Origin of the sequence: Companilactobacillus versmoldensis DSM 14857 = KCTC 3814, from assembly GCF_001434295.1 — a bacterium.
GTDB lineage: Bacteria > Bacillota > Bacilli > Lactobacillales > Lactobacillaceae > Companilactobacillus > Companilactobacillus versmoldensis.
Window position 1 is genome coordinate 83,082 of the sequence record NZ_AZFA01000004.1, and the last position, 18,194, is coordinate 101,275.

20 protein-coding genes and 1 tRNA gene are annotated in these 18,194 nt (G+C 37.5%); 8 read left to right on the top strand and 13 right to left on the bottom strand.

From position 1 onward, the window contains the following. Positions 1-27 precede the first annotated feature (27 nt). From tpiA to FC27_RS03450, 4 genes are all read right to left on the bottom strand, one after another. Positions 28-780, bottom strand: a complete 753-nt coding sequence (tpiA, locus tag FC27_RS03435) for a triose-phosphate isomerase (RefSeq protein WP_010624209.1) — start codon at positions 778-780, stop codon at positions 28-30. Between the two features lie 21 nt (positions 781-801). Beyond that, positions 802-2,016 (bottom strand): phosphoglycerate kinase, encoded by a 1,215-nt coding sequence (locus FC27_RS03440; RefSeq protein ID WP_010624210.1) that lies wholly within the window; start codon positions 2,014-2,016, stop codon positions 802-804. A 107-nt stretch (positions 2,017-2,123) separates the two neighbouring features. Next, positions 2,124-3,152 carry a type I glyceraldehyde-3-phosphate dehydrogenase gene (gene gap / locus FC27_RS03445; protein ID WP_010624211.1) on the bottom strand — a complete coding sequence of 343 codons (1,029 nt, stop codon included), beginning with the start codon at positions 3,150-3,152 and terminating at the stop codon, positions 2,124-2,126. Positions 3,153-3,186: 34 nt separating this feature from the next. After that, complete coding sequence (locus tag FC27_RS03450; RefSeq protein ID WP_010624212.1) at positions 3,187-4,233, bottom strand: sugar-binding transcriptional regulator; 1,047 nt, start codon at positions 4,231-4,233, stop codon at positions 3,187-3,189. 223 nt (positions 4,234-4,456) lie between these two features. On the opposite strand from FC27_RS03450, the gene FC27_RS03455 reads away from it, so the two are divergent. Further along, positions 4,457-4,528: transfer RNA gene (locus FC27_RS03455), tRNA-Arg, on the top strand. Between the two features lie 89 nt (positions 4,529-4,617). Here the strand turns inward: FC27_RS03455 and FC27_RS03460 are convergent. Both FC27_RS03460 and FC27_RS03465 read right to left on the bottom strand, forming a co-directional pair. Further along, complete coding sequence (locus tag FC27_RS03460; RefSeq protein WP_155802102.1) at positions 4,618-4,902, bottom strand: hypothetical protein; 285 nt, start codon at positions 4,900-4,902, stop codon at positions 4,618-4,620. Between the two features lie 17 nt (positions 4,903-4,919). Beyond that, positions 4,920-5,171 carry a hypothetical protein gene (locus FC27_RS03465; RefSeq protein WP_010624214.1) on the bottom strand — a complete coding sequence of 84 codons (252 nt, stop codon included), beginning with the start codon at positions 5,169-5,171 and terminating at the stop codon, positions 4,920-4,922. A 155-nt stretch (positions 5,172-5,326) separates the two neighbouring features. Here FC27_RS03465 and FC27_RS03470 point away from each other — a divergent pair, with 155 nt between their 5' ends. Both FC27_RS03470 and FC27_RS03475 read left to right on the top strand, forming a co-directional pair. Next, the gene (locus tag FC27_RS03470) at positions 5,327-5,896 is read left to right on the top strand and encodes a hypothetical protein (RefSeq protein ID WP_050901049.1); all 570 of its coding nucleotides are present in this window, start codon (positions 5,327-5,329) and stop codon (positions 5,894-5,896) included. Between the two features lie 15 nt (positions 5,897-5,911). After that, positions 5,912-6,316, top strand: coding sequence for a hypothetical protein (locus tag FC27_RS03475; protein ID WP_050901050.1), 405 nt, complete (start codon positions 5,912-5,914; stop codon positions 6,314-6,316). A 34-nt stretch (positions 6,317-6,350) separates the two neighbouring features. Here FC27_RS03475 and FC27_RS03480 read toward each other — a convergent pair whose 3' ends face one another. After that, positions 6,351-7,748: a DHA2 family efflux MFS transporter permease subunit gene (locus tag FC27_RS03480; protein WP_010624215.1), complete on the bottom strand. Its 1,398-nt coding sequence runs from the start codon at positions 7,746-7,748 to the stop codon at positions 6,351-6,353. 92 nt (positions 7,749-7,840) lie between these two features. On the opposite strand from FC27_RS03480, the gene FC27_RS03485 reads away from it, so the two are divergent. The 3 genes from FC27_RS03485 to clpP all read left to right on the top strand — a co-directional run bounded on the left by FC27_RS03485 (position 7,841) and on the right by clpP (position 9,522). Next, entirely contained in the window at positions 7,841-8,266 is a 426-nt protein-coding gene (locus FC27_RS03485; protein ID WP_010624216.1) for a MarR family winged helix-turn-helix transcriptional regulator, read from the top strand. A 10-nt stretch (positions 8,267-8,276) separates the two neighbouring features. Further along, complete coding sequence (locus FC27_RS03490; protein WP_010624217.1) at positions 8,277-8,798, top strand: GNAT family N-acetyltransferase; 522 nt, start codon at positions 8,277-8,279, stop codon at positions 8,796-8,798. Between the two features lie 136 nt (positions 8,799-8,934). After that, positions 8,935-9,522 (top strand): ATP-dependent Clp endopeptidase proteolytic subunit ClpP, encoded by a 588-nt coding sequence (clpP, locus tag FC27_RS03495; RefSeq protein WP_010624218.1) that lies wholly within the window; start codon positions 8,935-8,937, stop codon positions 9,520-9,522. 68 nt (positions 9,523-9,590) lie between these two features. Here the strand turns inward: clpP and FC27_RS03500 are convergent, their stop codons facing one another. Continuing rightward, a complete protein-coding gene (locus FC27_RS03500) occupies positions 9,591-10,232 on the bottom strand; it encodes a TetR/AcrR family transcriptional regulator (protein WP_010624219.1) in 642 nt (213 codons plus the stop codon). A 129-nt stretch (positions 10,233-10,361) separates the two neighbouring features. On the opposite strand from FC27_RS03500, the gene FC27_RS03505 reads away from it, so the two are divergent. Both FC27_RS03505 and FC27_RS03510 read left to right on the top strand, forming a co-directional pair. Continuing rightward, positions 10,362-11,066: an ABC transporter ATP-binding protein gene (locus FC27_RS03505; RefSeq protein WP_010624220.1), complete on the top strand. Its 705-nt coding sequence runs from the start codon at positions 10,362-10,364 to the stop codon at positions 11,064-11,066. A 10-nt stretch (positions 11,067-11,076) separates the two neighbouring features. Continuing rightward, positions 11,077-13,794 (top strand): ABC transporter permease, encoded by a 2,718-nt coding sequence (locus tag FC27_RS03510; protein ID WP_010624221.1) that lies wholly within the window; start codon positions 11,077-11,079, stop codon positions 13,792-13,794. 99 nt (positions 13,795-13,893) lie between these two features. Here the strand turns inward: FC27_RS03510 and FC27_RS03515 are convergent, their stop codons facing one another. The 5 genes from FC27_RS03515 to mdcC all read right to left on the bottom strand — a co-directional run bounded on the left by FC27_RS03515 (position 13,894) and on the right by mdcC (position 18,194). After that, positions 13,894-14,637, bottom strand: coding sequence for an SDR family oxidoreductase (locus FC27_RS03515; protein ID WP_010624222.1), 744 nt, complete (start codon positions 14,635-14,637; stop codon positions 13,894-13,896). Positions 14,638-14,778: 141 nt separating this feature from the next. Then, positions 14,779-15,567 carry an alpha/beta fold hydrolase gene (locus FC27_RS03520; protein WP_010624223.1) on the bottom strand — a complete coding sequence of 263 codons (789 nt, stop codon included), beginning with the start codon at positions 15,565-15,567 and terminating at the stop codon, positions 14,779-14,781. 68 nt (positions 15,568-15,635) lie between these two features. Further along, a complete protein-coding gene (locus tag FC27_RS03525; protein ID WP_010624224.1) occupies positions 15,636-16,256 on the bottom strand; it encodes a malonate decarboxylase holo-ACP synthase in 621 nt (206 codons plus the stop codon). Then, complete coding sequence (mdcD, locus tag FC27_RS03530; protein ID WP_010624225.1) at positions 16,250-17,908, bottom strand: biotin-independent malonate decarboxylase subunit beta; 1,659 nt, start codon at positions 17,906-17,908, stop codon at positions 16,250-16,252. The genes FC27_RS03525 and mdcD overlap by 7 nt, the downstream gene beginning before the upstream one ends. After that, entirely contained in the window at positions 17,898-18,194 is a 297-nt protein-coding gene (gene mdcC / locus FC27_RS03535; protein ID WP_010624226.1) for a malonate decarboxylase acyl carrier protein, read from the bottom strand. The genes mdcD and mdcC overlap by 11 nt, the downstream gene beginning before the upstream one ends.

Below are 18,194 nucleotides of genomic sequence, written 5' to 3' on the forward strand. Positions count from 1 at the left end.
CTAAAATAAATATCGGACCTTAATAAATTAGTTTTGGTAGTTAACTAAAGCAAGGAATGATTCTGGATCCATACTTGCTCCACCAACTAGTCCACCATCGATATCCTCTTTGGCCATCAATTCTTTAACGTTAGCAGGTTTAACTGAACCACCATAAAGAATTCTAACTTTGTCAGCAGTATCTTGGTCATATAGACTAGCAATCTTTTCACGAATCACATGAGCCATTTCTTGTGCTTGATCAGCAGTAGCAGTTTTACCAGTACCGATAGCCCAGATTGGTTCATAAGCAATAACTGATTTAACTAAATCAGCAGCTGAAATGCCTTTTACAGCATTTTCGATTTGACCTGTTACCCATTCTTCAGCTTTGCCGGCTTCACGTTGTTCAAGAGTCTCACCACAGCAAATGATTGGTAACATGTTGTTCTTCAAAATAGCATGAGCTTTTTTGTTGATGTCTTCATCAGTTTCTTTGAAGTATTGTCTTCTTTCCGAGTGACCGATGATTACATAGTCAAGACCCATTTCTGAAAGTGCTTTAGGTGATGTTTCACCAGTAAAGGCACCTTCATCTTCAAAGTAACTGTTTTCAGCAGCAGTCTTTAAAGGTGAGCCTTCTGCACCAGCAACTAATGTTGAAAGATCGATAGCTGGAGCACCAATAATAGCTTCAACGCCTGATTCTGCCAATTTGCCTTTGATTCCGTCTAAAAATTCTTGGGTTTCTTTAGGATTTTTGTTCATCTTCCAGTTACCCGCAATAATAGGTGTACGCATAAATTTAAGTCTCCTTAGTGACTATTTGTCTGAAATTGAATCAATACCTGGTAATACTTTACCTTCTAGATATTCTAGAGAAGCACCACCACCAGTTGAAATGTGAGTGATCTTATCAGCAATACCAAGACTCTTAGCAGCAGCAGTTGAGTCACCACCACCGATAATTGTAATAGCATCTGACAAGCTACCCATAGCACGGCCAACTTCTAATGTACCTTCGGCAAATTTACTCCTTTCGAAGGCACCCATTGGTCCGTTCCATACAACTGTCTTAGCACCTTGTAACTTATCTTTGAACAAAGCAACAGTCTTTGGTCCAATATCAAGAGCCATTTCGTCATCAGGAATATCAACGCCATCAGTAGTTGTAGCTTCAGCGTCGTTTGAGAACTCTTTAGCAACGATATGGTCTACAGGAAGAACGATCTTGTCGCCTGCTTTTTGAAGGAGGTCTTTAGCAAGTTCAACTTTGTCTTCTTCGAATAGTGATTTACCAATCTTGTGGCCTTGAGCAGCTAAGAATGTATAAGCCATTCCACCACCGATTAAGATGTGGTCTGATTTAGGGATCAAGTTTTCAATAACACCGATCTTATCTGAAACCTTTGCACCACCAAGAACAGTTACAAATGGGTGTACAGGATTATCAACGGCGTTACCTAAGAATTTGATTTCCTTTTCCATCAAGAATCCAGCAGCAACTGGTTTACCATTAGATTTCATAGCTGATGAGATACCAACGTTTGAAGCATGGCTTCTGTGGGCTGTACCGAATGCATCGTTGATGAATACGTCACCAAGTGATGCCCAGTATTCGCCAAGTTTTGGATCATTTTTACTTTCACGTTTACCGAAATCATTGTCGATGTCTTGGAAACGAGTATTTTCCATAAGTAGAATGTCGCCATCATTTAATTCACTGATAGCATCTTCAAGTTCTTTACCTTCGTTAGTTGGTACGAACTTAACTGGCATACCACTCAACTCAGAAAGTTTTTCAGCAACTGGCTTCAATGATAAAGCTTTCTTGTCTTCATCACTCTTGATTCTACCTAAGTGAGAAAGCAAGATAACCTTGCCACCATGTTCTGAAACATATTTGATTGTTGGGATAGCACCAACGATACGGTTTGTGTCACCCACAACGCCATCTTTAATAGGAACATTAAAGTCAACACGCATCAAAACTTTTTTATCTTTTACGTCAACGTCAGAAACGATCAGTTTTGCCATTTTAAATCCTCCATATATTTCTTAAAAAAAAGCGGAAGGAGTTTTCCTCCCTCCGCCAATTTAAACATTAAATTAGGTTGTAAATTTCGCTATTTTAAATTAATGAATTAGTCTAATGTAGCAAATTTTTCAAGTGTACGAACCATTTGTGCAGTAAATCCTGATTCGTTATCATACCATGCAACAGCCTTTACAACTTGACCGTCACCTGAGCCAACAACTTGTGTTTGTGTTGGGTCAAATACTGAACCAAACGATGTACCGATGATATCTGATGAAACGATTTCGTCATCGTTGTAACCGAATGATTCACTGCCGTCAGTAGCTTTCTTGATAGCAGCATTAACGTCGTCAACTGTAACTTCTTTGTCAAGAGTTGCAACTAATTCTGTCAATGAACCTGTGATAACTGGAACACGTTGTGCATGTCCATCAAGCTTACCCTTAAGTGCAGGAACAACAAGACCCATAGCCTTAGCAGCACCAGTTGAGTGAGGGATGATGTTAGCAGCAGCAGCACGTGCAGCACGAACATTACCTTTACGTTCTGGACCATCTTGTAGCATTTGTGTAGCTGTGTAAGCATGGATAGTTGTCATTGTACCAGCTTTGATACCGAATTCTTCGTTAACGGCATTAGCTAATGGTGCAAGACAGTTTGTTGTACATGAGCCAGCAGAAGCAATTTTAACATCTTGTGTCAAAACATCTTCGTTAACACCATAAACAACTGTAGGCATGTCACCTGATGGAGCTGAGATCAATACACGTTTTGCACCGGCATCCAAGTGAGCTTGTGCCTTGTCTGAAGATGTGTAGAAACCTGTACATTCAAGAACGATAGTAACACCATCGTTTGCAACCCATTTAAGGTCTGCAGCATTCTTTTCAGCATAAACAGGGATCTTCTTACCGTCAACAACGATACCGTCTTCTGCGGCTGTGATTGAATCAGTCTTGAAGTTACCATGAGCTGTATCATATTTAAGCAAGTGTGCAAGCATTGCTGGTGATGTCAAATCATTGATAGCAACAACTTCCAAATCAGTTTTTCCTTCTGCTTGAAGAGCAGCGATACGGCGGAAGGCCAAACGACCAATACGTCCAAATCCATTAATACCAACTTTTGTAGTCATACAAAAATTCCTCCTTCAGGAAAGTAAAAATATATTATTTTAAAGGGTTATCCCTTAAAATCATCTTTGAGGCACCCTCATCAGTGATCAACACTGTATGAGCAGGCGCATTTTTCATGTAGGCTTTGATAGCAGAAGCTTTTGATGCTCCACCGGCAATAGCAACTACATGTTCAATATTAGCAAGGTCCCGAACATGAAGTCCAATTCTAGGCACCTTATAAACAAGCTGACCATTTTGATCGAAGAAATCTCCAAAAGCCTCAGCAACGGCTTGACTATTGGTGATCTTTAACCTATCTACATCAGACAAGTTTCTTCTTTCAGCCATGACACTTGCAGTTCCGATACTATGAACAACCACGTTACATTTATATATTAAGTCAAGTACCGACTTAATTGAAGACTCTTTTTGTAAAGATTCAAAACTTCTTTCACTTATGTCCTCAGGTAAATATAACGCACGATGCTGTCCATGGGTTCTATTCGCCATTTCGGCACAAACACTGTTTGCTTGTATAATGACTGACTCTCCCACTCCTCCACGGGCTGGTAAGAATAACAAATCACGATTCTTTGATAGAATTGGTGATAGGTTCCTAGCAACTCTAGCTAAAGTGCTACCGCCAGTGACAGCAATCAGGTTTTTGCCATTAGGTAGAATAGTTCCTAGCAGCTGGTTAAGCCTTTGTCCAAATGAGTCGATCACTCGATATTGTTTATCTGAATTGCCTGGCAAAACAATACAACGAGCAATTCCCAATTTCTGGCTTAACTGTTGTTCGATAAGTGCTGTTCCTTGAAAGTCAGCTAATAGCTTATTCAGCTGACCATTGGCTTGAATCCCAGTCTTCGTTAGAGACATCCCTGACTTAGATGAAATAATCAAACCTTGATTTTTCAAAAGGTCCGTCTCAGTCCGAAGACTTCGTTCAGTAACATTAAGGTCATCTGCTAGGACCCGACGGCCCACCGGTTCCATTAACTTGATACTTTGCAGTATCCGGAAACGTTTTTCGACTGTTTTAATGAAATCGGGAGCAACCAAATCCAACAATTCTAAATTACTATTAATTGTCATTTGATTAACTCCTTGGGACTAATCTTGTCCCTGTATGTCCTTTTGTGACCCATATACTCAAAAAATAAAGGCTCGGATAAACTCAGTTACCTCTCAAGCACAGTTCTTATTATAAACGGTCTTGTTTATAATGCAAGTCCTTATAGATCAAAAATCAAAGGTTTTTAAATCAGATATTTAATATTGGCATTTATCTGGTTTTCTGCGATAATAGTTTATATACGCGTCGCTAGTATAATGGATAGCACTCAGGATTCCGGTTCCTGCAATGTGGGTTCGACTCCCACGCGACGCATCTAATTATATTCAAAAAGGCTTACGATAGACGCATCTGTCGCAAGCCTTTTTCTATATCATTTTTGCTTATCAACATTAATTCACAGTTTATAAGCTATAGATGTTTTTAATCTGGTCACGTTGAATATACGGCAAATGGGCCTGAGTAACTCCCGAGTTCATTTTAGTCCTTGGTATTTGACCTCGTTGAATATTATTTACGATTCTAGTGATATCTGATTCATTATATGGAGGCATCCAGGTAATGATTGGTGGCATCAAAAATTGAAAATCATCAATATCCATCATTAAAGTATTCAGAAACAATGAATCATTTTCCAGTTCAAGCAAAAAATTACCTTTAACGTTCAATTCATCCCACAAACTCTTCAATACATCTTGATGAGACTCTACAAATCCAAGAAAATCATCAACATTTTCAAGCTTCTTTTTAGCTTTATAGTCATATCCATAAAGGAAGAAACTACTCCTCGACCCGATAAATCATTGATCTCATTAAATGAATTCAAAATAACTTTATATAGGGCACCTAACTTTTCTTGCTTTTGCAAATAGGTGCTTTTAGTAAAGTCCGGTAAATAGATACCCTTTTGTTGAATGATCCTCACCACATCAGAACTTTGTACTGTCCAATATCTCATATAATTACTACCTTCTATTTTAGATATAAATATTATTATAATGCACTTACAAATATATAAATATAAATTTATATAAATAATTGAATCATTTATATATTTAACTTAAGGTAAATATGATATAGCTGATACATACTAAATAGAAGGTGAGAATTGCTATGAGAGCTAAAAAATATTGGTATCTTTTCGCATTACTGTCCATTGTAGTAGTTATTGGCATCGCCTGCTCAAACAATAACTCTGGTTCATCCGGTAAGGACTCCTCTGGAACTTCCTTTAAGAAAAATTCGACCGATGATTCTAAAAAGGATCCATCATTAACAAAAGTGACTGCGCAAGTCGAATCAAAATTTAAACAATTATCATATAAGGATAAGCAGACTGGTGTCACCTTACGATATAACCTATTTGTGCCCAAAAATTACAGCAAAAAAACCGCCTACCCGTTGCTGACTTTTATACCTGATGATTCTGTAACTGGCAAATCTACAGCTACCGGAATCACCCAAGGATACGGTGGTAGTATTTGGGCAACCAATTCTGAACAGAAAAAGCATCCTAGCTTTGTGCTCGTTCCAGTCTTTGATACCTCAACTATATCTGGAGGCACAGGACAATTTGGTTCGGCCGTGGTCAAGAAGAATGTACAAACTTATTTAGATCTGCTCAAGAAACTACAAAAGAAATACAACATTGATAAAGACCGCTTGTATGGAACTGGCCAATAAATGGGTGGAATGACTATGTTCTATTTGAACTCACACTACCCTAATCTATTTGCAGCTACGCTTTATGTTTCATCACAGTGGGACGTTGAGCAATTAGAAAAATTGAAGAACCAAAAATTCTTCTACATTGCCTCGGCCGGAGATCAAAATGCTTCAACCGGGCAAAGGAATCTCATGAAGATGTTGAAACAAGATCATCAAAAATACTCACAGACTACTTTAGATGCTAACTTATCCCCTTCTGAAAAGAACACTGCCGTCAATCAATTGTTAGATAAAAATCGTCAAGCTAATTTCATCACTTGGAAGGCTGGAACTGTTATGAAATACTCAGACAAACCAATCGAGCATAATGCATCATTTGATTTTGGTTATACCATCCCTTCAGTCCGTAATTGGTTATTCAACCAAAGTAAGTAAACAAAAATCCACTTCAAATTTGAAGTGGATTTTTTTATTCTGTTTCTGCTGTTTCAGCGACTACACTCTTCGTCGTATAAAGTTTTCTAATAAAAATAAAACAAGTCATTAATAATAGTAGACAAACGCCAAAACCAAGTTTGATTCCAACTAGTTCACCCGTGATCGTGCCGACATTTTCATGCTGATTCGAAATCGTAATAACCGCAATCAATAAAGCTGTCCCGAAAGAAGCTGCAACTTGACGTAAAGTATTATACATTGCTACTCCATCTGGGAGCAAATCGGCTGGTAAAAAGGTCAAAGCCTGGGTCTGGATCGGTATCAAAACTAATACTAATCCGAATTGACGAATAGTCTGACCCAAGGTGATCGTTAAAATTGACGTATTATGATTAATCAAAATTTGTAAAAAAGTCCCAATGCAATCAATCGTAATACCGATCATGACTAGATTCTTAACTGGATACTTATCAAACAATTTACCGGATATCGGAGACATAAAGAATGTCACCATCGCTCCAGGAAGTAAAACTAGCCCTGATATCAAAGCACTCTTATGCATCACGTTCTGAACCAATATAGGTAAAAAGATAGTATTTCCGTACATCGTCACCATCAAAATCATATTCAAAATACTGGCAACATTGAATTGAACATGTTGGAAAACGTTCAAATTGATGAAGGGGTTTTTCGAGCCTGCCTGTGATCTGATGAATAACCAAGCAAATAGGACACCTATAATTAGTAATCCTAAGATATTAAATGATGGGAAATCATACTCACCAATATTTGAAAAGCCCCATAACAGACTCAGCAAGCCAAAACTGGCAGTGACTAAGCCCTTGACATTGAAAGTTAATTCTGTTTCATGTTTGATCTTCGGCATAATAATAATTGCCAAAATAATCGAAAGAAGTGTGAATGGAATCGTCAAACTAAATAAGTAGCGCCAGGACAGGCTGTCCAAAATGACCCCGGAAACAGTCGGACCAACGATTGGAGAAAAATTGAATACAACGCCAATGATCCCCATAACTGCTCCACGATGTTTTTTATCAGCAGCCCGCATGGCAATAACATTTACTAAGGGAATCATTACTCCAGCACCGATTGCTTGGATCATTCGTCCAGCAATCAAAATAAGATATCTATCCGCGGTCGCTCCAATCAATGATCCCACGAAAAAAATAATTGAAAAAGTCAAAAACAAATTTTTGAAAGAAAACTTTTTCATTAAATAAGCACTGGTGGGAATCATTAAGGCATTGGCTAACATATATCCATTAGTCAACCACTGTGCGGATGAATATGAAACATGGAATACGCGCATGACAGATGGTAACGCTGTCGTCATCATGGTGGAGCTTAGGACTCCAAAGAAACTCCCGAATAAAACAATAAATAATGTCACTCGCATACCTTTTTTCATACTAGATCTCCAATTTAAAATTAGTTGACAAAAGCAACTTGAATTAATATATTGGAAATTGGTTGCTTTTGTCAACCATTGGAGGCGAAAATTTGAAAAAAGAGGATATTTATAGCATTCGTGAATTTGATCGCTTTTATATGACAGTCCTACGACTGACCGATAAGTATCATCTCCACACTCATTTTACAATTTTAGAATCCCGGCTCTTATTAGAAATAAACCGTGGCAACAATACCGCCAATCAATTATTAAAAGTTCTTAAATTGGATAAGGGATATATAAGTCGTGTTTTGAAAAAACTCGAGAACGAACAGTTGATCACCAAGCAAACTGCAGAAAGTGATTTACGGATCAAAGTTTTAGCCTTGACCCCTAGCGGTAAGACAGCCTTAAAGGAAATCGACCGACGTGCGGATGAACAAATATCTGACTTGTTTAAAGACGTCGACAGTACTGACATCGCTCAGATCATTGCGGCAATGCAAAAAATCCAAACTGAATTAAGTAAAGACTAAAGGGGTAAATATGACAAACATTTATTTAAGACGTTCTACTATTAATGATCTCGACGAAATCGTTGAGATCATCGACCAAGCTAAACAACTTTTGAAAAATGATGGTAGTCCACAATGGCAAAGTGGCGACCCTAGTCGTGAGATCCTCAAATCAGATATTGAACAAAGGATCAGTTGGGTTCTACTCGTTGATGACAAAGTTGCTGGAGTGGCAACTTTATTGGACCAACCAGAACCTTCTTATGCTCAAATATCAGCTGGTAACTGGAACAACACCACTCAACCTTATATGACTATCCACCGGGTTGCGGTCTCTGCCGACTATCGCGGCCAACACCTGAGCAAATTTTTGTTCAGTAATTTAATGACCATTGCTATGGAGCTGGGATTTCATAATCTGCGGATCGATACTCATTTGAAGAACCAACGGATGCAACGGATCGCCAAAAATCTTGGCTTTGAATATCGTGGGATCGTCAATGTCTCTGATCCAATTGATCCGAGTCGCTTGGCTTACGAATTGAATCTTTAGACCTATTTAGGAAAGAAATAAATAATTTTATTTAATTTATTGTGTTTATTAGTGCTTTTATGTTGACCCCCTTATATATGTATGCTAAATTAGCACTGTACTTATAAGAGTGCTAATTAAAAATAGGAGGCATTTTATGTTAGTTCCTACAGTTATTGAAAAAAGTTCACGTGGCGAACGTGCCTATGATATTTATTCAAGATTATTAAAAGATAGAATTATTATGTTATCAGGTGAAGTTAACAGTCAAATGGCAAACACTGTTATCGCTGAATTATTATTCCTTGATGCTCAAGATTCAGACAAGGATATTTCAATGTACATCAACTCACCTGGTGGCTCAGTTACTGATGGTTTAGCTATCATGGACACTATGAATTTTGTTAAATCTGATGTCCAAACAATTGCTACTGGTATGGCAGCTTCAATGGCCAGTGTCTTGTTGTCAGCTGGAACAAAGGGTAAGAGATTTGCTCTTCCAAACTCAACTGTCCTCATTCACCAACCATTAGGTGGCGCTCAAGGTCAACAAACAGAAATCGAAATTGCTGCTCAAGAGATTTTGAAGACTAGAAAGAGATTGAACCATATCTTGGCTGATAATTCTGGTCAAAGCTTTGAGAAACTTCAAAAAGATACTGATCGTGATAACTACATGACAGCTGAAGAAGCTAAAGATTATGGCTTGATCGATGATATCATGACTAACAAAGCTGAAAAATAATTTTTACTGATCATAGTTGAAAAATATCTGGATAAATTCCAGATCAAAAATAAAGGGTAATGAAAAATCTAAGATTTTTCATTACCCTTTTTGTTTCCCATATTTCCGGATATTCCTAACATTTCGTAAGGAGATAAATACAGGCCTTTCATAATTACTTTGGCGACCATTTCGTTGGTCAAATCACCCTCGCCATCGACCCAGGTCTTAATGATTGTCATAATCATACTGGTGATCAATCTAATAGCATATTCATTCGGAATGCCTGCAGAAAAGTCATTATTACCTTTGACACGTTTCAGATCATTCAAGATAGCAGTCTTCAGTTCTTTTGAGATAGTCGGATAAAACTCTGGATCACCATTTGTCCCAAGCATAAATCTGACTAATTCTTTATTCTCAGCTACCAAATCGACCAGATTCATGATCACTGGATATGGTTCGTCTTTCGAAAAATATCGATAATCCATTGAATCACCCATCTCAGTCTGCAAGATAAGTTCGACCTTATCATTGAAATTTTTTGTGACTTGATTAACTAGATCATTTTTATCTAAGTAATGTAAGTAAAATGTTCCTCGATTAATATGACTGATTCGAGTAATATCGCTGACTGAAATTTGCGCTAATGTTTTATTTTTCCCAGCTTCTAACAAAGCATGAATAATATTTTCTTCAGTTTTCTTTTGACGCTCTTTTTGTGAAGTCATGGTAATCTCCTAACTTAATCAACACTTTTTTAAATTCTGAGCATTGAAATTGATTAATCAAATGGTTTAATGAATTTGAACAATTAATCAACACGGTGTTCATTATATGAGTAGTTGGAGGAAAATACCATGGAAAGTTTTATTTCAGTTAAAAATGAAACCAAAAGTTTTGGAAAAGGGTCCCATATAGTCAATGCGAATAAAGACATTAGTTTTGAAATTGAAACCGGTGAACTGACTATTATTCTCGGTGCTTCTGGAGCTGGTAAATCCACACTTTTAAATGTATTAGGCGGTATGGACCATCTAACAAGTGGCTCGGTCAATGTAAACGGTCTGGAGCTCGCCGATCAGGATACGAAGGAATTAACTACCTATCGTCGCAAAAAAATTGGTTTTGTTTTTCAATTTTATAATCTAGTTCAAAATTTAACAACACTTGAAAATGTTGAATTAGCATCAGAAATTGCTGATCAACCGATGGCTGCTAAGGATGCTTTAACGGCAGTTGGACTCGAATCTCGAATGAACAACTTTCCAGCCCAACTATCGGGAGGAGAACAGCAACGAGTGTCCATTGCCCGGGCAATCGCTAAAAATCCTGATTTACTACTTGCGGATGAGCCTACTGGGGCGCTTGATTACAAAACCGGGAAAAAGATCTTACAGTTGTTCCAAGACTTCACCCATCAGTCCCATAAAAACGTAATTATCGTCACACATAATAGCCTGATCAAACCAATGGCTGATCACGTAATTGAAATTACTGATGGTCAAATCAAGTCAGATACTCGTAACTCTGACCCAACACCTGTTGAAAAGCTTGAATGGTAGGTGTAGAAAAATGAAAACATTAAACAAAAATATTAGACGTGAATTTAAAATGTCTCTAGGACGCTTTTTGTCCGTTTCTGCTTTACTAATGCTAGGAGTATTCATTTTAATTGGCCTCAACGTCACTGGTCCAAACATGCGCCAAACAGCCCAAAAAGCTTATGATGAATCAAATTTGGCAGATGCCAAGATAACTACTACTTCTAGTTTGAATCGATCAGATCAGGACTATTTGAAGGATTTAAAACAAGTCAAACAAATCAATTTTGGCCATAGCAAAGACACCTTGATCAAAAATACCCAACATGCTTTACGAATCGAGAGTGTTCCGACATCCCTTTCCAAAATGCATTTGACTAAGGTTCATACACCACAAAGTTCAAACCAAATTGTATTAAGTGACAACTTAAAAGGAAAATACCATTTAAATGAATATATTAAATTAGCCGGTACAAAAAAGAATACTGCTTCAGGTCTGAAAAATAATAAATTTAAAATTGTTGGTTTTGTAAATTCAACTGAATATCTTAAAAAGGATAATATTGGCAAAACCACTGCTGGTACCGACTCACTTTACGGCTTCGCATATCTTAAAAAACAAGCCTTTTCAGCTAATAATCCTAATTTTGCTCGGGTCAGTTTTAAGAATGTTAGTGGAAATGCCTATTCTCAGAAATATGAAACAAAAGTTTCCAATATAGTTAAATCATTACAACCTAAATTAAATCATCGGAATAATTCAACGGTCAGTTCATTGAGGAAAAAAATCAACAATAAATTGAGCACTGGTGACCAAGCAATAAAAGTAAATTCAACCAAAATCACCTCGGCAAAATCGACTTTACAAAATCAGCAAAATGCTCTCTCCACTCAGCTAGATCAAGCCCGGGCCACTGGAAATTCCGCTTCGATCTCACAGCTGTCTTCTCAACAGCAGCAATTAACTGATAAAATCAATACGTTAGATTCTCAACAACAAGCACTAAATAAATCTAAAAAGAAATTGAATCAGTTGCAAGATCAAAAGAAACAACTAAGCAATATGACTTTAACCATCCAAGGAAGAAACGATTACAACGAGGGGTATAACAATTACGGTGAAGATGCTCAAAGGATTGATTCACTTGGAAAATCCTTCCCTGCATTTTTCTTTCTAATTGCCATTCTTGTCAGTTTTACAACCATGAGACGCATGGTTGAAGAAAAACGGATCGAGATGGGAACTCTACGTGCCCTTGGATATTCAAAAGGCGAAGTTATGCGTGAGTTCCTGATATACAGTTTTCTTACTGCTTTATTAGGTACAACTGTTGGTAGCTTTTTAGGTTTGATAACTCTTCCAAAGATTATTTTCAAAGCTTATACAGCTAATTTCACTTTTGCCAATTTACAGCTTGCTATTCATCCTTGGTATATTGTCATCTCTTTCATCATTGCCTTTCTTTCAACCGTCCTTGCCTCATGGTTAGCTTCTCGGAAGCAACTCAGGACAAATCCAGCTGAATTGATGCTGCCCAAAGCACCTGCAAGCGGTTCTCGAATTTTATTGGAACATATCAGTCTAATTTGGGATCATTTAAACTTTTCCTATAAAGTAACCGCCAGAAATCTTTTTAGATATAAAGGTAGAATGCTGATGACTATTGTCGGCGTTGCGGGAGCCACTGCTTTGATGATCACAGGGTTTGGTATCAAAGATTCCTTGAACACCATCGTTGATCAGCAATTTGGTAATATCAGTCGCTACGACATTATTACAGCTTATAATCCTGAATCCTCAAATCAAAATATTGAACGTGCAAAGGATGTCGTTAAAAACGATAATAATGTTAAAAAATATGATGGTGCTTATTTTGCCAACGTTTATGCTACACGCAATGGTGACTACGCCCGAGAAAATATTTCTTTGACGGTACCGACAAATTCAAAACGAATCAGTCAGTACATCAAGTTGCAGAATTACAAATCTGGAAAAAAGTTAAATTTATCAAATTCAGGTGCTATTATCTCCCAAAAACTAGCACATCTTCAAAATGTTTCCGTTGGTGATAATATGAAGATTCATGAAACTGATGGGACGACATACAAAATCAAGGTCGCCGGAATTACGACAATGTATGCCGGTCATTATATTTATATGAATCAAAATTATTACCAAAAGGTTTTCAACAAAAAATTCAGTTCCAATGCATATCTAGTAACTTTAAAACATTCTACGAAAAAACAAGTTAATAATTTTGCTGCCAAATTCAATCACCAACAGGCTGCAGTACAAACCGTTCAGTCACAAGAAACTAAATCTACCATCACTAATATTTTAAGCAATCTCAACAATCTTATTATCGTCTTAGTTTTGAGTGCTTCATTGCTGTCTTTGGTCGTTCTTTATACACTGACCAACATTAATATTAGTGAACGTGTCCGTGAATTATCGACTTTGAAAGTTTTAGGATTTTATCCCAATGAAGTCTTAATGTATATCTATCGCGAGACAAATATCCTGACTGGAATTGGGATTGTCTTAGGACTTGGAGTTGGCTATGCGTTCCATGATTATATTATGAAATTATTACCTCCAGCAACGGCAATGGTCGCACCAGGATTATCGTGGTCCAATCCAATTATTTCAGTTATTCTCATGATTATTTTCTCTCTCATTGTCATGATAATGATGAATTCCAAAATTAAAAAAATAGACATGTTAGAAGCATTAAAATCTGTCGATTAAAATTTCAAGCAACAAAAAAACATTTCTAAGAATTGATCTTAGAAATGTTTTTTTTGATCAAGCAACTTTTTATTTAATAACTAGAAATTACCTAAATGATTACCAGACTTGATCGGTTGGTCCGACTGTAAATTCATTGATAGTAGTATCTTCGGGTGTATCGATTGCATATGACACTACGTTAGCAATTTTATCAGCTGAAAGCTCTGTTTCAGATCTGACAGCTGCTTCACCCTCAGCCACAGCTTTATCCGGAATATGACTAGTTAAATTAGAATTAACAGCAGCGGGGTAAATGACTGAGGTCCGGATATGTTCATTATTTTGAGCACATTCCATTCTCAAAACTTCCATCAAATCTTTAACTCCCCACTTAGTAGCACCGTATACGGCGCCACCTGGATAAGCTTTGATTCCTGCAACAGATGAAGTGGCAATTATTTGTCCTGAATTTTGTTTTCTAAATTCTGGTAAGATAGCAGCAATTCCATACAAGACACCCTTCAAATTGACATCGATCATTAAATCCCAATCTTCAACTCTAAGTTCTGATAACGGTGAATTAGGCATTACTCCAGCATTGAGATAGATAACATCAACGTGACCAAACTTTTCTTTAGCCAAATCGACTAACTTTTTACTATCGTCGCGTTTTGTCACATCAGTTTTTTGATAAATAGCTTGTCCACCAGCGGCTTTTATCTGATCAACAATCTTACTCAATTTGTCAGTATTCCTAGCACCTAAAACAACTTTAGCACACTCAGTAGCTAATTTTTTAGCAGTTGCTTCCCCAATACCAGAAGAAGCACCTGTAATAATTACAACTTTATCTTTAATCATTAAAAAACACTCCCATTCTTGTTTTCAAATCAAGTATAGTAGTGTTTCTGAGAATATTTAAATACTTATACGTTATGGCTTGATATAGCTTTAAATTATGTTACTTAAAAAACATAAGCAATTGCTATTCTTCCAAATATATTAGTTTCGGAGATTGCTAAAAATAAAATGTCTCAATGACTGATTAAATTCATCGGGGATCTCTGCCATAATATCGTGACCACAATTTGATAATTCAATCTGCTTGATTAGGGAACTTTTGTCAGCTAATACTTTAGCAAACTGAGGATCAAAATAAGGACTTTGTTCGGCCACGACTAAGCTGATCGGTATTTGAGTAGTTACCAATGTCTTGATCCAATCCTGTTGAAAGTGGTCAAATAACAACGGCAAACTACTAACTCGGTCAAATGGTGTTTGGCGCTTAGCCAAATCAAGCTGACTAATGACTCGTCGATCCAAACCATGCAAAGTTTCATGACCGGTGTTGGTCTTACTGGCTTTAGTTTGATAGTTCCCTAATGTATAGTCTTTGAAACCATATGGCCAAATGCTGTCATTTAGCATTTTCGGAGATTGATCGATACTCATCATAGCTTTGATATTGTGGGATTTTTCCAGATAAGCATAGCAGACACTTGCTCCCATTGAATGACCAATCAAAATCGGACGTTTGAGCTGTAGATATTTCACTAAATTTACTAAGTCTGTTGCTAGCTGATCAATTTTTAATCCTTGCTTCGTCCGTTGTGAGTGCCCATGATTACGATGGTCATAGGTGATAACCCTACAATTCATGTCTAATAAATAATCAACCTGTTGTGACCAGATCTCTTGATAGCCGCCAAATCCTTCTACTAAAACTACTGGCTGTCCCTTTCCACGGTCTTGATAATCCAATCTAATTGAATCATTAGTATAAAAATCCATTTTTTCCTCCTAAAAACTAGTTCACACAAAATAACCATCAACTCAAGCAGATTGAATTGATGGTTATTTTAAATTTCCCAAGGATCAGTTACTAATTTAGGTCCCTTAATAGTCTTGACCATGGTCGTCGAGTTGGCATTAGCATATTCTTCTAAAGAAAAACCGTCTGTGCCCTGAATTACTTGAAGATCTGCATGAACTTCAAACTGATTAAGAGTTTTCAATAATTGTTGTGCAGATTTTTGGTTGATTCTTTGCTTTGGTTTCCATACCAAGTCAAGGTCACTGGTCATCTTTGCTGAAGGTGTCTTAGTGGCCAATTCAAAACCGACACTACCGCTGATACCCCAAGTGAAATCACTTAAGATAGGTGCAATTTTTTCTAAAGTCATCACTGCAGGTAACTCCTTACGCGCATTTGAGAGGTCCAACCAGGCATTGTTTTGGACCAATTCATAAGGAGTAATCGACTTAACAACTTTATCCAAACTCACCCAACTTGCCAGTCGCTGAGATCGTTCATGACCGCGAATACCAACTGGAATCAAATCATCCGCAATTTGAGCCCGTCTGACCACTACTGTCAAAGATTTTGAGAAAACTTTTTCAGCCCAATCGGGCAGTTGGAGACTGGATAAATCTTGAACAGTCCTAATTTTTAACAAGTCATGTGGCGCGATTTCTACCATTGTTCGTCGACTAGTTTACGAACTTGTAGAGTAGCCTTGCGTCCACTGGCTTTAGCGATCTCTGTTTGATAACGGAAGTGAAGTGTTCTGTCACCATCTAGACTATCGATAGCTTCATCAATAATGGAATTGATCTTAGCAACATTTTCGTCTGTGGCTTCCCATGAACCGATACCCTTGACTAATTTATAGAGTGCACCTAATTTTTCATAGTTGTCGATATCATAAGCCATAGCTGGAACATGCTTAGTAGCTTCTTCAAGTTCAGCAATGGTACGTTGAGTGATTCTAGCGGCACTGGCCTTTGACATTGCTTGGATAGTGATTGAATCATCATCCAAGGCAATCATACGATTAGATTGTAGACCATGGGCTAAGAAACCACCGGAGACAGCGTCACCAGGGATAAAGTCGATCACTGGATGGCCTGCTTGTCTAGATTTGGCATAGGCAGCGGCACTTGAACCAAGTGCCACATGGATACCAATCAATTCTTCTTGATAACCGTAGGCTTGGCTAGGTACATCAACGATCAAGACGATTGGACGTTTAACATCCTTATCTTTATCCTCTGCAACGATAGTATTAACGATATTGGCTACTGCAAATCCTTCTTGTAGACCTACTTCACCATCACGAACACGTGGGAATTCATTGTCAGCATCGGGAACAATAGCAATATATTCCTTACCATCTTTTTGAGCATGAAGAACAGTTGAAACTGAACTGGTAGCATTCTTGATACCAGTAATGGCCTCAAACCAAGCACGTCCACGACTCTTAGTACCTTCTTTTTCACCACTGACTGCTGGAGCAATTTCGTGTTTTGTAGCAGTTACATTCTTGAATAATTCATTATATGACTTGATATCAAGTTTCTTAGTCAAATCTAAATTATCAAGCAAACTCAGATAAAAATCAGTATTCTCAGTTCTGTGAGCGTCTTTTTTAGTTTTGATTTCATTAATGATCGAGTTCTTGATGTTATCGACAGTATCTTCAACTACTTCGTCTACCAAATTAGTAGCTTCACGTTGCTTTGTTCCAAGTGTGTTCCAAATCAAATCTTTATCACTAGAATCAAATTCACGAACGCCAGCCTCTTGTTCAATAACTTCGGGACCGTTCAAGGCAATTCTGGCCTTATTTGTAGCAATCAAGTATGACAAGATCGAAGCTGTGATAGACATACCACCGAATGAACCAACACGTCCTGGAACTACTCCGATAACTGGAACGTATTTCTTCAAAGCAATAACAGCATTTTGAATCTCTGAAATTGATAATAAACCATAGTTAGCTTCTTGAAGACGAACACCACCAGTATCAAGAACAATTACAGGATAAACGGTCTTGCCATTTTGGTTGTCCTCTAAAACTTTTTCTAAAGTGGCTACGATCTTAGCACCACTGACTTCACCGATACCTCCACCTTGGAAATTACCTTCGATAGAAATAACTACTGCTTGGTTACCATCAATTTGTCCTTTCATCAAGACAACACCGTCGTCACTTTCAGGAACGATGTTTTGTGGCTCCAAATGAGGTGAGATCATGTCATCTAATGGTCCAACGATCTCGCGAGCTGAATCATCATCTAAAATTGCTAAGGCATGTTGACGTGCATGTAATTCAACGAAACTATTTTTCATCTTTGAGTGCCTCCAATGCTTGAGTCAATCGTAAGTTAACAACTCCGGGAGTTGAACCAAAATCATTGATCTCGATATTTGCTTTAACTGGGTATCTATCAAAGAAACGTGTCAGGACATTTTCCCAAACATCGTGGAAACCATCACTACCAGTTACGATATTGATTTCTGTTTGTTTGTCTGTTGGTCTAAAAATAACTTCGAGGTCACCTGATGCAACCACACCAACGTGAACTGGTTTTTTTATTGCATCAGTTGTGTCGAAATTAAAATGTAGCTTTTCCAT

Excerpts from the sequence above, each read along its gene's own strand:
- tpiA (WP_010624209.1), bottom strand. The coding sequence starts at position 780 with ATGCGTACACCTATTATTGCGGGTAACTGGAAGATGAACAAAAATCCT.
- FC27_RS03440 (WP_010624210.1), bottom strand. The coding sequence starts at position 2,016 with ATGGCAAAACTGATCGTTTCTGACGTTGACGTAAAAGATAAAAAAGTT.
- gap (WP_010624211.1), bottom strand. The coding sequence starts at position 3,152 with ATGACTACAAAAGTTGGTATTAATGGATTTGGACGTATTGGTCGTTTG.
- FC27_RS03450 (WP_010624212.1), bottom strand. The coding sequence starts at position 4,233 with ATGACAATTAATAGTAATTTAGAATTGTTGGATTTGGTTGCTCCCGAT.
- FC27_RS03465 (WP_010624214.1), bottom strand. The coding sequence starts at position 5,171 with ATGAGATATTGGACAGTACAAAGTTCTGATGTGGTGAGGATCATTCAA.
- FC27_RS03470 (WP_050901049.1), top strand. The coding sequence starts at position 5,327 with ATGAGAGCTAAAAAATATTGGTATCTTTTCGCATTACTGTCCATTGTA.
- FC27_RS03475 (WP_050901050.1), top strand. The coding sequence starts at position 5,912 with ATGTTCTATTTGAACTCACACTACCCTAATCTATTTGCAGCTACGCTT.
- FC27_RS03480 (WP_010624215.1), bottom strand. The coding sequence starts at position 7,748 with ATGAAAAAAGGTATGCGAGTGACATTATTTATTGTTTTATTCGGGAGT.
- FC27_RS03490 (WP_010624217.1), top strand. The coding sequence starts at position 8,277 with ATGACAAACATTTATTTAAGACGTTCTACTATTAATGATCTCGACGAA.
- clpP (WP_010624218.1), top strand. The coding sequence starts at position 8,935 with ATGTTAGTTCCTACAGTTATTGAAAAAAGTTCACGTGGCGAACGTGCC.
- FC27_RS03500 (WP_010624219.1), bottom strand. The coding sequence starts at position 10,232 with ATGACTTCACAAAAAGAGCGTCAAAAGAAAACTGAAGAAAATATTATT.
- FC27_RS03505 (WP_010624220.1), top strand. The coding sequence starts at position 10,362 with ATGGAAAGTTTTATTTCAGTTAAAAATGAAACCAAAAGTTTTGGAAAA.
- FC27_RS03510 (WP_010624221.1), top strand. The coding sequence starts at position 11,077 with ATGAAAACATTAAACAAAAATATTAGACGTGAATTTAAAATGTCTCTA.
- FC27_RS03515 (WP_010624222.1), bottom strand. The coding sequence starts at position 14,637 with ATGATTAAAGATAAAGTTGTAATTATTACAGGTGCTTCTTCTGGTATT.
- FC27_RS03520 (WP_010624223.1), bottom strand. The coding sequence starts at position 15,567 with ATGGATTTTTATACTAATGATTCAATTAGATTGGATTATCAAGACCGT.
- FC27_RS03525 (WP_010624224.1), bottom strand. The coding sequence starts at position 16,256 with ATGGTAGAAATCGCGCCACATGACTTGTTAAAAATTAGGACTGTTCAA.
- mdcD (WP_010624225.1), bottom strand. The coding sequence starts at position 17,908 with ATGAAAAATAGTTTCGTTGAATTACATGCACGTCAACATGCCTTAGCA.
- mdcC (WP_010624226.1), bottom strand. The coding sequence starts at position 18,194 with ATGGAAAAGCTACATTTTAATTTCGACACAACTGATGCAATAAAAAAA.